The sequence below is a fragment of the Candidatus Krumholzibacteriia bacterium genome, from assembly GCA_035268685.1.
Classification (GTDB): Bacteria; Krumholzibacteriota; Krumholzibacteriia; order JAJRXK01; family JAJRXK01; genus JAJRXK01.
Window position 1 is genome coordinate 1 of the sequence record DATFKK010000039.1, and the last position, 14,075, is coordinate 14,075.

The 14,075-nt window shown below is 66.9% G+C and carries 12 protein-coding genes; 10 read left to right on the plus strand and 2 right to left on the minus strand.

The features are described from left to right. On the plus strand, positions 1-1,177 hold a 1,177-nt coding region (locus VKA86_04420; protein ID HKK70438.1), incomplete at its 5' end, for a FlgD immunoglobulin-like domain containing protein. 89 nt (positions 1,178-1,266) lie between these two features. Here VKA86_04420 and VKA86_04425 read toward each other — a convergent pair. Next, a complete protein-coding gene (locus VKA86_04425) occupies positions 1,267-2,316 on the minus strand; it encodes a MauE/DoxX family redox-associated membrane protein (protein HKK70439.1) in 1,050 nt (349 codons plus the stop codon). Positions 2,317-2,509: 193 nt separating this feature from the next. Here VKA86_04425 and rocD point away from each other — a divergent pair, with 193 nt between their 5' ends. Together rocD and VKA86_04435 are read left to right on the plus strand one after the other, a co-directional pair. Beyond that, the gene (gene rocD / locus VKA86_04430; protein ID HKK70440.1) at positions 2,510-3,742 is read left to right on the plus strand and encodes an ornithine--oxo-acid transaminase; all 1,233 of its coding nucleotides are present in this window, start codon (positions 2,510-2,512) and stop codon (positions 3,740-3,742) included. Between the two features lie 106 nt (positions 3,743-3,848). Continuing rightward, complete coding sequence (locus VKA86_04435; GenBank protein ID HKK70441.1) at positions 3,849-4,781, plus strand: MBL fold metallo-hydrolase; 933 nt, start codon at positions 3,849-3,851, stop codon at positions 4,779-4,781. Positions 4,782-4,862: 81 nt separating this feature from the next. Here the strand turns inward: VKA86_04435 and VKA86_04440 are convergent, their stop codons facing one another. Further along, positions 4,863-5,723: an HDOD domain-containing protein gene (locus tag VKA86_04440; protein HKK70442.1), complete on the minus strand. Its 861-nt coding sequence runs from the start codon at positions 5,721-5,723 to the stop codon at positions 4,863-4,865. 435 nt (positions 5,724-6,158) lie between these two features. Here VKA86_04440 and VKA86_04445 point away from each other — a divergent pair, with 435 nt between their 5' ends. Genes VKA86_04445 through VKA86_04475 form a run of 7 tightly spaced genes read left to right on the plus strand, consistent with a single transcriptional unit; the run spans position 6,159 to position 14,060 of the window. Next, positions 6,159-6,809, plus strand: coding sequence for a cytochrome c3 family protein (locus tag VKA86_04445; protein ID HKK70443.1), 651 nt, complete (start codon positions 6,159-6,161; stop codon positions 6,807-6,809). A gap of 48 nt (positions 6,810-6,857) precedes the next feature. Then, positions 6,858-9,839 carry a TAT-variant-translocated molybdopterin oxidoreductase gene (locus tag VKA86_04450; GenBank protein ID HKK70444.1) on the plus strand — a complete coding sequence of 994 codons (2,982 nt, stop codon included), beginning with the start codon at positions 6,858-6,860 and terminating at the stop codon, positions 9,837-9,839. Between the two features lie 16 nt (positions 9,840-9,855). Then, on the plus strand, positions 9,856-11,229 hold the full coding sequence (gene nrfD, locus VKA86_04455; protein ID HKK70445.1) for an NrfD/PsrC family molybdoenzyme membrane anchor subunit: 1,374 nt from the start codon (positions 9,856-9,858) through the stop codon (positions 11,227-11,229). Continuing rightward, positions 11,229-11,777, plus strand: a complete 549-nt coding sequence (locus VKA86_04460; GenBank protein HKK70446.1) for a DUF3341 domain-containing protein — start codon at positions 11,229-11,231, stop codon at positions 11,775-11,777. Before nrfD ends, VKA86_04460 begins: the two co-directional genes overlap by 1 nt. Further along, positions 11,767-12,408 carry a cytochrome c gene (locus tag VKA86_04465; protein ID HKK70447.1) on the plus strand — a complete coding sequence of 214 codons (642 nt, stop codon included), beginning with the start codon at positions 11,767-11,769 and terminating at the stop codon, positions 12,406-12,408. The genes VKA86_04460 and VKA86_04465 overlap by 11 nt, the downstream gene beginning before the upstream one ends. After that, positions 12,392-13,594 carry a hypothetical protein gene (locus VKA86_04470; protein ID HKK70448.1) on the plus strand — a complete coding sequence of 401 codons (1,203 nt, stop codon included), beginning with the start codon at positions 12,392-12,394 and terminating at the stop codon, positions 13,592-13,594. The genes VKA86_04465 and VKA86_04470 overlap by 17 nt, the downstream gene beginning before the upstream one ends. Beyond that, positions 13,587-14,060, plus strand: a complete 474-nt coding sequence (locus VKA86_04475) for a hypothetical protein (protein HKK70449.1) — start codon at positions 13,587-13,589, stop codon at positions 14,058-14,060. Before VKA86_04470 ends, VKA86_04475 begins: the two co-directional genes overlap by 8 nt. Positions 14,061-14,075: the final 15 nt, after the last annotated feature.

A 14,075-nucleotide genomic window follows, 5' to 3' on the forward strand; every position in this document is an offset into this window, starting at 1 on the left:
CACCATCCGTGCGCTTCCGACGATCACGAGCGCGCAGGGCGACCAGCCCGACATCCTGGTGGTCAACGACTTCGGCCACCGTGGCGGCGAGAACGACTTCCTCACCGCCTTCGGCCAGCTCGGCATGAAGGAGGGTGTGGACTTCGACACCTGGACCACGAAGGGCCCGAGTTCTGCCGTGAGCAACGGCATCGGATCCGGTGGCGCACACGGGGCGACCGGCCAGCAGCTCGTCGGCTACTCCACGCTGATCTATCTGTCCGGCAACCTCTCGGACGCCCTGATCAGCGACGGGAGCAACCAGGGTGGAAACGACAAGAGCCTCGACACCGAGGCCCTTTCGCAGTGGCACAATGCAGCCGGCGATCGCTACATGGTCTACTTCGGCGACGACCTCGTCGACTTCATGAACAGCAGTGGGCCGGTGAACGCGTCGTACCTCTCGACCGTCATGGGCGTGCAGGCGGTGGACACGAACCTGCGGGACGAGGCCGGCGGTCTGACCACACCTCTGGTCCAGCCCTCCGACTTCGGCCTGACGCGCGGCTTGCAGACTCCGATCCTGGCCTTCGGTGGCTGTCTGGGCATCAACCAGTTCGACAGCATTCTGCCGGCCGGCGCATCGACCGTGCTCTACGAGATCGTCGATCCGAACACGGGTCAGGTCCAGACCCCGCCGGGCGCGGTGTGGTTCGAGCGCGAAGTGCCAGCGGCCGAAGGCACCGACCGCAAGGTCGACGTGACCTTCCCCTTCGGCTTCAACGTGGTCTACAATCCGCCGAACTACGTGGCCCAGAACGGAATCTCGGCCCGAGCCCTGTTCCTCCAGGAGCTGCTGACCTCGTTGGGCGGACCGGTGGGCGACATCTCGCAGGCCACCGACACCGATGCGGCTCCCCGGCCCTTCCGGGTGGCGGCGAACTCGCCCAACCCGTTCAACCCCAAGACGACCATCGCCTTCACGGCGCCGCGCTCGGGCGAGGTCCGGATCCGGGTGTTCAACCTGCGCGGCGAGCTCGTGCGGACGCTGCTCGACGGGACGGTCGCAGCGGGAGAGCACAACGTGGTCTGGAACGGCACCGACGCGCGGGGCTCGCGCGTGGCCAGTGGCGTCTACCTGTACCGCGTCGAAGGCTTCGGCCGGACGGTCACGCGCAAGATGGCCATGGTGAAATAAGGACCCACCCCGAGGGGGGTACGAAAGAGCCCGGCCACCGGACGGTGGCTGGGCTCTTCCATGACCGGTCCGCGACGCCGGGGCGCGCGCTACTGACCGCGACCGCTGAGCGTGCCCCCGAGCAGGTCGGCCGCACTGGCACCGGACCCGTTCGCAGGTCCTTCGTCCACCGCGTCGTCGGCCGCCACGGGCGGGGTTTCGCGGTAGAAGTATCCCGCGCTCTCGGCGATCTGACGGTGGCTCGGCACCCACCCGGCCCAGGTCTGCGACACTCCACCCGCCTGGACGAAGACCGCGCTCGGATAGGTCGGCACCATGGCGTCGAAGGTGGCCGGATCCAGGCGGTGGATCGGATAGGTCGGGAGGAAGGCGTCCTCGAAGGCCTCCAGGGACATCGGATCACTGTTCGTGACCGCGTGGACCTCCAGGCCCTCGACCCGGTCGTGCATGAGCTGCACCGCTCCGGCGTAGGCCCAGCAGTGGTCGCAATCGGCCGAGAAGAAGTAGAAGAAGGCGTCGTCGGGGATCTCGGCCAGCGGTGGCGACGCGTCGGCCAGGACCTGCAGATCGTCCGTGGTCACGTCCATGCTCTCACCGCTGTTCGACACCACCGGGCCACCGAGCAGGAACAGGCCGACGCCGAGCAGGGTCCCACCCCATCCGACCGTCGGGGTGACCATCGGATGCGGGGTCGCGAAGGGTCGGCCGAAGCGCAACACCACCCCCGCGAGCACCACCATCACGGCGTTGAGGACCAGCTCCTGCTCCGGGGCGACCTTGATCACCTCGCCGAAGCACCCGCAGTCGGCCATCCCGCGTTGGATCGCGATCACGTTGAAGACCATGAACACCGCGGCCAGCGGCACGGTGATTCCTGCAGCCAGGCGTCGTCCGGGGCCCAGGATCAGCATGAGGGCCAGCCCGAACTCGATCCCGATGAGCAGCGTGGCCGCCGGCAGCACCAGGGAGGGAGCCAGGAACTGGTAATCCTCGACCGTGGACACGAAGGCCGGGGCCGAGATCATCTTCGTGAATGCCGAGAACAGGAGCACGGCCCCCACCACCATGGCGGCGACGACTGCTAGCCCCGAGCCGGCGCCTCCACCCGTCGCGGGGCGCTCTTGTGAAGTTGTGTTCATGGTGGCGGAAAAGGGGGTTGCGAGGATTGCCAGGGGCCCATCTCGATACTAGGCTCCCGTCAACAGTAGACCCGTGCCGGGCACGGGCAAGTCACGGTCCCGTCAAGATCGGCGGGCCGAAGACCTCACGGGGCCTGCCGAAGCGTCGAACACCGCCCCACTCAACCGCTCCCTCGACCCCCGCAGGTGAGACATGGCCGAAGCCGTCACGAGCAGCTCTTCGTCGAAGTCGGTGATCGATCTGGCCGAGCGCGTCGGCGCGCACAACTACCACCCGCTCCCGGTCGTGATCTCCCTGGCGGAAGGCGTGTGGGTCCACGACCCCGAGGGCCGGCGCTACCTGGACTTCCTGTCGGCCTACTCGGCCGTGAATCAAGGCCACCGGCACCCGCACATCATCCAGGCGCTGAAGGACCAGGCGGACCGGGTCACGTTGACCAGCCGGGCCTTCTACAACGACCGCATGGGCGAGTTCCTCGAGAAGCTGTGCACCTACACCGGCTACCAGATGGCCCTGCCCATGAACACCGGCGCCGAGGCGGTGGAGACCTCCATGAAGCTGGCCCGCCTCTGGGGCCACAAGGTCAAGGGAGTCGAGGACGGGAAGCAGGAGATCATCTGCTTCCACGAGAACTTCCACGGACGCACGATCTCGATCATCAGCTACAGCGACGACGCCGTCGCTCGCGAGGGCTTCGGACCCTTCACCCCCGGCTTCCGGGTGGTCGACTACGACGACCCGCAGGCGATCGAGGACGCGATCACGCCGAACACCGTGGCCGTGAACCTCGAACCGATCCAGGGCGAGGCCGGAGTGAACGTGCCCAGCCACGGCTACCTGCGGGCGGTGCGTGAGATCTGCGATCGTCACGAGATCCTCATGATCGCCGACGAGGTCCAGACCGGGTTCTGCCGCACCGGGCGGAAGTTCGCGGTCGACCACGAGGACGTGCGCCCCGACGTCATGTGCCTGGGGAAGGCACTCGGCGGAGGTGTGTTCCCGGTGAGCGCCGTGGTCGCCGACGAGGACGTGCTCGGCGTGTTCGGTCCCGGGAGCCACGGCTCGACCTTCGGCGGCAATCCGCTGGGGGCCGCGGTGGCCATCGCCTCGATCGAGGTGCTCGAGAACGAGAAGCTCGACGAACGGGCCGAGGAGTTCGGCCAGTACGTGCGGGCGCAGCTCGAAGAGCTGGTCGATCAGGTTCCCCGTCTGCAGAAGGTCCGTGGCAAGGGGCTGCTGAATGCGGTCGTCTTCGAGGAGGGCTTCGAGGCCTGGGACGTGTGCGTGACCCTGAAGGACCACGGCCTGCTCGCCAAGCAGACCCACGGCAACATCATCCGGTTCGCGCCCCCACTGGTGATCAGCCGCGAGGAGCTGGATCACGCCCTGGGGATCATCCGCGAGGTGTTCCTGGCGATCGATTGAACGGGACTGGCCGACCGGCGGCCCGAGTGGGTATGATGCGGCGGAGGCGATCCCGAACGGGGTCGCCTCCTCTCGGTCCGGCCATCCCCCTCGGAGTCTTCCGATCATGCAATCCATCCGCGCTGCGGCCTCGGGTCTCGTCCTGGCCGCCGGACTCGCCGCCGTGTGTCTCGTCCCGTCCTCCGCCGTCGCACAATGGGACGAGGTCGAGATCGGGTCGCAGGAACTCACGCCGTCGATCCACGTGCTCACCGGCCGTGGCGGCAACATGGCCGTGTGCGTGGGTGACGAAGGCGTCTTCCTCGTCGACGACCAGTACGCGCCCCTCACCGACAGGATCCGCGCGAAGATCGCAGAGATCCACGACGGCCCCGTTCGCTTCGTCCTGAACACCCACTGGCACGGTGATCACACCGGCGGCAACGAGAACTTCGGCGAGACGGGATCGTTGATCGTCGCGCACGACAACGTTCGTGCTCGCATGGCGATCGAGAACGTGTCGACGATCTGGGATCGCACCACCCCGCCGTCGCCCGAAGGTGCCCTGCCGGTGGTGACCTTCAACGACGAGGTCACCTTCCACGTGAACGGCGAGACCGTGCACTGCTTCCACGTGGCGAACGCCCACACCGACGGCGACGCCGTCGTCCACTTCGTCGATGCCGACGTCATCCACATGGGCGACGTGTACTTCAACGGACTCTACCCGTTCATCGATACCGACAGCGGGGGCAGCATCGACGGCATGATCGCCGCCGTCGAACGGGTCATGGCTCTGTGCACACCCGAGACCGTCCTGATCGCGGGCCACGGTCCGGTGGGCGACCTCGATTCGCTCCGCGCCTACCATGACATGCTGGTCCGGATCCGCGCCCGCACGAACGCGCTGATCCGCCAGGGGGCGGACCTCGACGCGGTGATCGCCGCGGCGCCGACCGCGGAGTGGGACGCCGAGTGGGGGCAGACCTGGATCGACGGCGAAAAGTTCATCGAGATCGTGTTCGGCGACCTCGCGGGCCGAGCCCCGTCGTCGGATTGACCGCCCCGACGTCGCGGACGTAGCAAGGGCCCGTCCGGTCGGACGGGCCCTCGCGTTCCGGGCGCGAGCTCGGCGCCACGATCAGTTGAAGCGCTCCCCGACCTCTTCCAGGCGACGCTCGGTGCGCTCGATCAGCTTGCCGAACTTCCGCTCGTCCATTCCCAGGGCGCCGAGGGCCGGCGCGAAGTCCTCGTCCTCGGGAACGGTGTCGTGGGTGCCGCGTCCGAGGCGCGCGGCGACCAGGTCGGCGAGGTGGACGATCCACGGGACGTGTTCCAGCCCCTCCTCGTCGCCACACTCCTCCGGCTCGTGGTGATACTGGATCCCCACGCAGATGCTGCGGGGGAGCTTCCAGTGCGCCGCGATCAGTCCGCCCAGCTCGGCGTGGTTCACGTTCAGGACCTCGGTCTCGGCCTCGGGACCCGACCGGCCACCGTCGGACCGCGCACGCTCGAGGAATTCCTGGATGTCCCGGTCGAGGAACCGACCCAGGACCAGCTTGCCCACGTCGTGCAGGAGAGCGGCGGTGAACGTCTCCGGCGGTACCGTGAACGACGGTAGCCCGATCATGGACTCCGCGGCCAACGCTGCGGCCACCGAGTGCTCCCACAACCGCCCCTCGGACAGGTCGTAGGCCGGCACCGCTCCCAACATCCGGGTCCGCACGCCGGCGGCGACGGCCATCGAGAGGACGGCTCCGGTCCCGAGGCGGATCACGGCCCGATCGACGGTGGTGATCGCGTTCACCGACCCACTCGACGCGGAATTGGCCACCCGCAGGACCTTCACGGTCAGGGCCTGGTCGAGCGAGATCGCCTCGACGATCTCCTTCATCTCGGAGTTCGGATCCGCCACCAGCCGGGCCAGGCGCGACGCCGTGGCGGGCAGGGGCTCGAGGTCCTGGGCCTGCAGGATCAGCTGATCGTGCTCGAGGACTTCCATCGGTCGCTCCGGTCGCCGGAAGATTGATTCAGGAATCGGGGGCTCCCGACCCGCTCGGTTGGGGTATCGGCAGCCTACGCCATGATTTGAAGCACGGATCGTTCCCGGCCGCACCGGATCGCGTCCCATCTGTCAACTCGTTGCGAAACCTGGAGTTGAACGTGCTGTGAACGGTGCACGGCTGATGCGGCTGCATCACGGGGATCGTGATCTCGACATTCCAGTGGCGCGCCGTGGGTGAATTCCCTACTCTCAGCACCGGCGATCAGCGAAAACAAAGTCAAGACAGCGACTTCGGCCGCTCACCGGCCGCCGGAACCCCCGGTCCGCGCTCGCTCGCGCACCCCCGCCCCGGCCGGTCGATCGTGATGGCCCCCTTGGTCGCGGAGCTGCGGTCGTCGGTCCGCCTTCCACCGTGTGCGGGGTCCTCCACGTATGTCGCAGTTGTTCCACCACAGTACCAACGCGCTGGCCCGCTTCTCCCTGTTCGGCGGCGTCGTGATCCTGGCCGGCCTCGGCTATCTCGGATGGGTCTGGGCCCACTCGTCCTACATGACGGGTGAGAGCGTGGTCCTGAACCAGCCCGTCCCGTTCAGCCACGACCACCACACGGCGGGCCTGGGCATCGACTGCCGCTACTGCCACACCTCGGTCGAGGAATCCAGTTCCGCGGGGATCCCGCCCGTCCAGACCTGCATGAACTGCCACAACATCATGTGGAACCGCGAGGACATGCTCGCGCCCGTGCGCGACGCCTACCGCGCCGGCGAGTCGATCCCGTGGAATCGGGTGTACGACCTGCCCGACTACGTCTACTTCGATCACAGCATCCACGTGAACAAGGGTATCGGCTGTGAGACCTGCCACGGTCGGGTCGATCGTCAGCCGCTGATCCAGCAGGCGGAATCGCTGCAGATGAAGTGGTGCCTGGAGTGCCACAACAGTCCCGAGCAGTTCATCCGCCCTCGTGACGAGGTCCTGACCATGGGGTACGAACCCGAGGGAGACCCCGCCGAGCTCGCGCATCGGTTGATCGAGGAGTACGACGTGGCGCCGGGCATCGACTGCGGCGTCTGCCATCGTTGAACCATGCGCGCTGGAAGCCCTGAAACGGCCACCGATCCTGGAGATCCCATGAAGTCCGAGCCGACGACCGAGGGCGGCCTGCGGGTCGAGGAGATCCGTGCCCGCCTCGCCGGGAAGCAGGGCCCCGCCTACTGGCGGAGCCTCGACGAACTCGCCCGGACCGACGAGTTCGCCGAGATGGTCCACAAGGAGTTCCCGCAGATGCTCCCCGTGGAGGGCGCGACGACGAGCCGGCGTCGCTTCCTGCAGCTCATGGGAGCGTCGTTGGCCCTGGCCGGACTGAACGCGTGCTCGATCCAGCCCGAGGAAAGGATCCTCCCCTACACGAAGCAGCCCGAGGAGATCGTCCCGGGCAAGCCGCTGTACTACGCGACGGCGCACCCCCACGGTGCCTTCGGACGCGGCATGCTGGTCGAGAGTCACATGGGTCGGCCCACGAAGATCGAGGGCAACCCCGATCACGGTTCGAGCCTGGGCGCGACCGACCTCTTCGACCAGGCCTCGATCCTCGATCTCTACGACCCCGACCGGGCACAGACGCCGGAGTACCTGGGCAACCTGCGATCCTGGGAGAACTTCGCGGAGTCCATCCGCACTCAGCTCGAGGCCCAGCGCGGCCTCCGAGGCCAGGGTCTGCGCATCGTCATGGAGTCGACGACCTCGCCCACGATCCGCCGTCTGCTGGGGCAGTTGCGCGAGGACTTCCCGCAGTGCGACGTGGTGACCTTCGACGCCGCCGGCCACGATGCGGCGGCCCGGGCCGCACGCCGCGCGTTCGGTGCCCCGACGCACGTCCACTACGACCTGGCGGCGGCCGACGTTGTCGTCACCCTCGACCACGATCTGCTGACCGAAGGCCCGGGTGCGGTGCGCTACGCGCGGGACTTCGCCGACGGCCGACGTGTGGTCGAGGACGAGAGCCGCATGAACCGGCTCTACGCGGTGGAGAGCTCCCCCACCAGCACGGGGAGCCTGGCCGATCATCGTCTACGGCTGTCGCCCGGACGCGTCGAACGCTTCGCCGTGGCGCTGGCCGCCGAACTCGGCGTCGACGGCGTGACCGCATCGACCGACGACGACCTCAGGACATGGGTGCGCAACGTCGCGCGCGACCTCCAGGCGAACCGCGGACGGAGCCTCGTCACCGCGGGCGAACACACGCCCGAGGACCTGCAGGTGCTCTGTCACGCGATCAACGGGGCGCTCGGCAACCTGGGTCGGACGATCCGCCTGACCGAGGCCGTGATCGACGACGACCGCCCGTCGACCGAGAACCTCCGTCGCTTCGTCGACGACCTCGAGCGCGGCGCGGTCGACGTCGTGTTCTTCCTCGGTGGTAACCCGGTGTTCGACGCTCCGGCCGACCTGGACCTGACCGCGGCGATCCAGAGGGCCGAGCTGCGGATCCGTGTCTCCTCGTTCGTCGACGAGACCGCCAACGTCTGCCAGTGGCAGATCCCGGCCAGCCACTACCTGGAGAGCTGGGGCGACATCCGCGCGCACGACGGCAGCGCGATGGTCGTGCAGCCCCTGATCCGCCCGCTGTACCAGTCGAAGTCCTACTCGCAGGTCCTCGCACTGATTCTCGGCGACGCCGGGGCCTCCGACCTCGCCCTGGTCCAGGAAACCTGGCGCGCGGCGGCGGAGGGCGACTTCGACCGGCAGTGGCGCCGCTGGTTGCACGACGGCGGCATCGCCGGCGGGGCTGCCGCTTCGATCCTGCGCTCGGTCGACACGGCCGCGGTGCGTGAGGCGGCCGGTGAAGTCGGCGCGTCCCGTGGGATGGCCGTCGTCTTCCGTCCCGACCCGACCATCGGCGACGGCCGCTGGGCGAACAACGCCTGGCTGCAGGAGTGCCCGAAGCCCCACACGCGGATCACCTGGGACAACGCGGCCCTGATGAGCCCGCGCACGGCCGAGGCGCTGGACGTGTCGAACGAGGAGATGATCCGGATCACCGCGGGCGACCGCTCGCTCGAGATCGCGGCCTGGATCCTTCCCGGGCACGCCGACGACACCATCACCGTGCACCTGGGCTACGGGCGCGAGCGGGCCGGCCGCATCGGCAACGGCTGCGGATTCGACGCCACCGCCCTGCGCAGCAGCGACGCCTGGTGGCGCGTGGACGGCGTCGAGGTCGAGCCGCTGGGCCAGCGGTACCGCCTGGCCAGCACCCAGACGCACCACAACATGGAAGACCGCTACCTGGTGCGGCACGGTACCATCGAACAGATCCGCAGCGGTCACCACTTCCACGACCCCACGCACGGGATCAAGGTCGACAAGTCCCTGATGCCCGGTCACGAGTACGATGGCTACAAGTGGGGCATGGTGGTCGATCTCAGCACCTGCACCGGTTGCAACGCCTGCGTGGTGGCCTGCCACAGCGAGAACAACATCGCGATCGTGGGCAAGGAAGAGGTCCTGAACGGCCGCGAGCTGCACTGGATGCGCATCGACCGCTACTTCGAGGGCGACCTCGACCAGCCGGCCACCTACCTGCAGCCGGTCATGTGCCAGCACTGCGAGCAGGCGCCGTGCGAGGTGGTCTGTCCGGTGGCCGCCACCGTGCACAGCGAAGAGGGCATCAATACGATGGCCTACAACCGCTGCGTGGGAACTCGCTACTGCGGGAACAACTGCCCGTACAAGGTGCGCCGCTTCAACTTCTATCAGTACGCCGACCAGGACACAGAGTCCCTGAAGCTCGGCCGCAACCCCGACGTCACCGTCCGCCACCGCGGCGTCATGGAGAAGTGCACCTACTGCATCCAGCGGACCAACCAGGCCAAGATCGAGGCCAAGGTGAACGACATGCCGTTGAGCGAGACCGGGCTGCAGTCGGCGTGTCAGCAGGCCTGCCCCACCGAGGCGATCCAGTTCGGCGATCTGAACGATCCCGACACCCGGGTGTCGAAGTGGAAGGAATCGGACCTCGACTACGGGATCCTGACCGAGCTCGGCACCCGCCCGCGGACCACGTATCTGCGCCGTGTGAGCAACCCCAACCCCGAACTCGCGAGGAGTTGACGTGGCCAACGCACCCATGACCGAGGGCGACGACCGTCACCAGCTGACGGCCCCGATCGTCGGCCCGGGCCATACCCCCGCGTCGGTCACCGACAAGATCGCGACCGTGGTCACGGCCGAGACGCCCAAGTGGTGGTTCCTCGGCGCAGCCGCCGCCTTCGGTCTGTTGTCGATCTTCCTGCTGTCGGTCGGCGTCCTCTTCTGGAAGGGTGTCGGGATCTGGGGGATCAACAATCCCGTCTACTGGGGCTTCGCGATCATCAACTTCGTGTGGTGGATCGGGATCGGGCACGCCGGCACGCTGATCTCGGCGATCCTGCTGCTGCTCCGGCAGAACTGGCGGAACTCGATCAACCGCTTCGCCGAGGCCATGACGATCTTCGCCGTGGCTTGCGCGGGCATGTTCCCGCTTCTCCACCTCGGACGCCCCTATCGCTTCTACTATCTGCTGCCACACCCGAACACCTTCGAGCTGTGGCCGCAGTTCCGCAGCCCGCTGATCTGGGACGTCTTCGCGGTCACCACCTATGCCCTGGTGTCGATCCTCTTCTGGTACGTCGGCCTGATCCCCGACCTGGCCACGCTGCGCGACCGGGCCAAGAACCGCTTCGCCGCCTTCGTCTACGGGATCCTCGCCGCCGGCTGGCGCGGGAGCACGAGGCACTGGCACCAGTACGAGGTCGCCTCCATGCTCCTGGCCGGACTGGCCACACCACTCGTGGTGAGCGTGCACACCGTGGTGTCCTTCGACTTCGCCACGAGCCAGCTCCCGGGGTGGCACACCACCATCTTCCCGCCCTACTTCGTGGCGGGTGCCGTGTTCGCCGGCTTCGCCATGGTCATCACCCTGGCCCTGCCGCTGCGCTGGTTGTTCGGCCTGCAGGACTTCATCACGGACACCCACATGGACCTCATGGGCAAGGTCATGCTGGCCACGGGCCTGATCGTGGTCTACGGCTACGCCATCGAGATCTTCGTCGGGTGGTACAGCGGTAGCCCGTACGAGCGCTACATGCTGATCAATCGAATGTCCGGACCCTACATGTGGAGCTACATCGCCCTGTGGGTCTGTAACTTCGCGGCCGTCCAGTTCCTGTGGAGCAAACGGATTCGCAGCAACATGCTCGCGCTCTTCGTGATCTCGATGTTCGTGAACGTCGGCATGTGGCTCGAACGCTTCGTGATCGTGGTCACCAGTCTGCACCGTGACTTCATGCCCTCGAGCTGGGGCATGTACCAGGGCACGATCTGGGACTGGGCCACCTTCGTGGGTACGATCGGCCTGTTCCTGTCGCTCATGTTCCTGTTCATCCGCTTCCTGCCGATGATCAGCATCTTCGAGATGCGGATGATCCTTCCCGAGGCCTCCAAGGCCAAGAAGGGGTCGTGATGGCTGCTGTCACGCACGGGTCGAAGCTCCATGGCATGTTGGCCATGTTCGAGGATCCGGCCGACGTGGTCGAGGCGATCCACCGGACCAAGGAAGAGGGCTACTCGGAGTTCGACACCTTCTCGCCCTATCCGGTCGAGGAGTTCGCCGACGCCCAGGACGCCCATCACAGCTGGTTGCCGTGGATCGTTCTCGCCGGCGGGGTCTTCGGGGCCCTTCTCGGATGGTTCCTCCAGTTCTACACCTCGACCGAGGTCTATCCCATGAACATCGGCGGCCGGCCGTTCAACAGCTGGCCTGCCTTCATCGTGGTGATCTTCGAGTGCACGATCCTCTTCGGCGCCTTCTCGGCCGTCTTCGGCATGCTGGCCCTGAACGGCCTGCCGGCCCCCTACCATCCGCTCTTCAACGTCGAGAGCTTCAAGCGGGCCAGTCAGGATCGCTACTTCCTCCTGATCGAAGCCAAGGACCCTCGCTTCGACGAGCAGCGCACCCGGGACTTCATGCAGAGTCTGGGTCCGAACGAGGTGAGTCCCGTTGAAGAGTAGACGGATCGGGATCGCGTTGATCGCGGCCGCCTTCCTGGCCGTGAGCACCGGCTGCGCCGACATGAAGGACCAGCCGCGCTTCGAGCCCTACGAACAATCCGACTTCTTCCCCGACGGCCGCGCCTCGCGCGAACTCGTCGACGGAACCGTTCCGCGTGGCTTCCTGCGTGAGGACGACGCCTACTACCGCGGCCTCACCGACGACGGAACCTTCGTCGAGCGCATCCCCGCCGCGGTCGACGCGGCCATGCTCGAACGCGGGCGCGAGCGCTACGACATCTTCTGCTCGCCATGCCATTCGATGACCGGCGACGGAAACGGCATGATCGTGCAGCGCGGCTACAAGCAGGCCTCGAGCTACCACCAGCCACGCCTGCGTGCGATCGAGGACGGGTACCTGTACGACGTGATCACCAACGGCTTCGGACAGATGGCGGGCTACGCCTCGCAGATCGATCCCGAGGATCGCTGGGCGATCGTGGCCTACATCCGCGCGCTGCAGCTGGCGCAGTTCACCGACGTGGCCACGGTCGAGCCCGACATCCGCTCCGTGCTGGAGCGCGGCGAGGTCTACGACGTGCGCTCGCTCGAGAAGAAGGACGAAGGAGACGACCATGGCGCAGCACACTGACGGCTGGACCCCGCCGGCCGAGGTCGGCGGACTGCGCAACATCGGCTTCGGTGTCGGGCTGGTCGCCCTGGCCGCGTCGGTCGCCGGCTACTTCGTGGAATCGAAGCAGTTCATGCACAGCTACGCGCTCGCCTACGCCTTCGTCCTGCTCTTCCCGCTCGGTGGACTCGCGCTCATGATGCTGAACCACGTCACCCGCGGCGCCTGGGGCGTGGTGATCCGGCGGATCCTGGAGGCTTCGGCCCGGACCATTCCCTTCATGGCGATCCTCTTCCTGCCGCTCCTCGTCGACGCCTTCACCACTTTCGAAGTGTTCAAGTGGGCGGATCCGGAGGTCGTGGCCGAGGATCCGATCATCGAGTCGAAGGTCGCCTATCTGAATTCGCCGTTCTTCGCGGCACGAGCTGCGTTGTACTTCGCGGTCTGGATCTTCCTCGCCTACACGATCAGTGGATTGTCGCGACGGCAGGACGAGAACGGGGACATGGCCTACGCCCAGCGCATGCAGGGTTATTCGGCCGGTGGCCTGGTGGCCTTCATGATCGTCACCAGCTTCGCGTCGTTCGACTGGCTGATGTCGCTGGATCCCCACTGGTTCTCGAGCATCTACGGCGTGTACTACGCCGGGAGCGCGGCCCTGGCCATGCTCGCCCTCACCGTCCTGGTGGCGGTGTGGCTGAGCAAGCGCGAACCCATGAACGAGGTCTACCGTCGCGGCCATTACGCCGACTGGGGCAAGCTGCTGCTGGCCTTCACCATGCTGTGGGGCTATTTCTCGATTTCGCAGTTGATCATCCTGTGGTCCGGCAACCTGCCCGAGACGGTGCCCTGGTACCTCGTCCGGATCAGTGGCATGTACGAATGGTTCGCGAAGGGCCTGATCGCTCTGGGCTTCTTCGTGCCCTTCGTGCTCCTGCTGTCGGCGGATCTGAAGCGGAATCCCGCGCGCCTGTCCCTCGTGGCCGTCTACATCATCGTGATCCGTTTCGCCGACACCTACTGGCAGGTCATGCCGTCGTTCAACGTGTACCATCCCGAAGAAGCCAGCTTCCACTGGCTCGACTTCTCGCTGGTGCTCGCGCTCGGCGGTCTGTGGCTCGGCGTCTTCTTCGTGCAGCTGGCGAGCCGCCCCCTGATCCCGCGGAACGAGCCCTTCCTCGAGGAGGCACTGACGCACCATGGCTGATCGTCGCCCCGACACCGCACAAGAACCCCACGTGACGGCCGAGCGTCCCGACCAGTTCGATCGCGAGATCTCCTGGAAGGCGATCGGCTGGAGCATGGGTATCATCACGGTCATCACGGTCGCGTCGTTCCTCGGCATGTGGTTCCTCGGCGTGGACTTCCGGGATCGGATGGCCGAGTCCGACTCCCCGGCCCCGCTCGTGGCCGAGAGCCGCGACGAGATCCTGCCTCCGGAGCCCCGGCTGCAGACGACCTCGTACGACGACTGGGCCGAGATGAAGTCCGAACACGAAGAATTCCTGTCCACCTACGCGTGGACCGATCGCAGCCGCGGCAAGGTCCGGATCCCGGTCGACGAGGCCATGCGCCGGATCGCGGAGGACGGCCTGCCCAGCTTCCCCGCTCCCCCGGCGCCCTCGACCCCGGCTTCCGAATCCACGGGATCCGATCCGGTCGAAGGCAACTGACAGGGGGTGTCAACG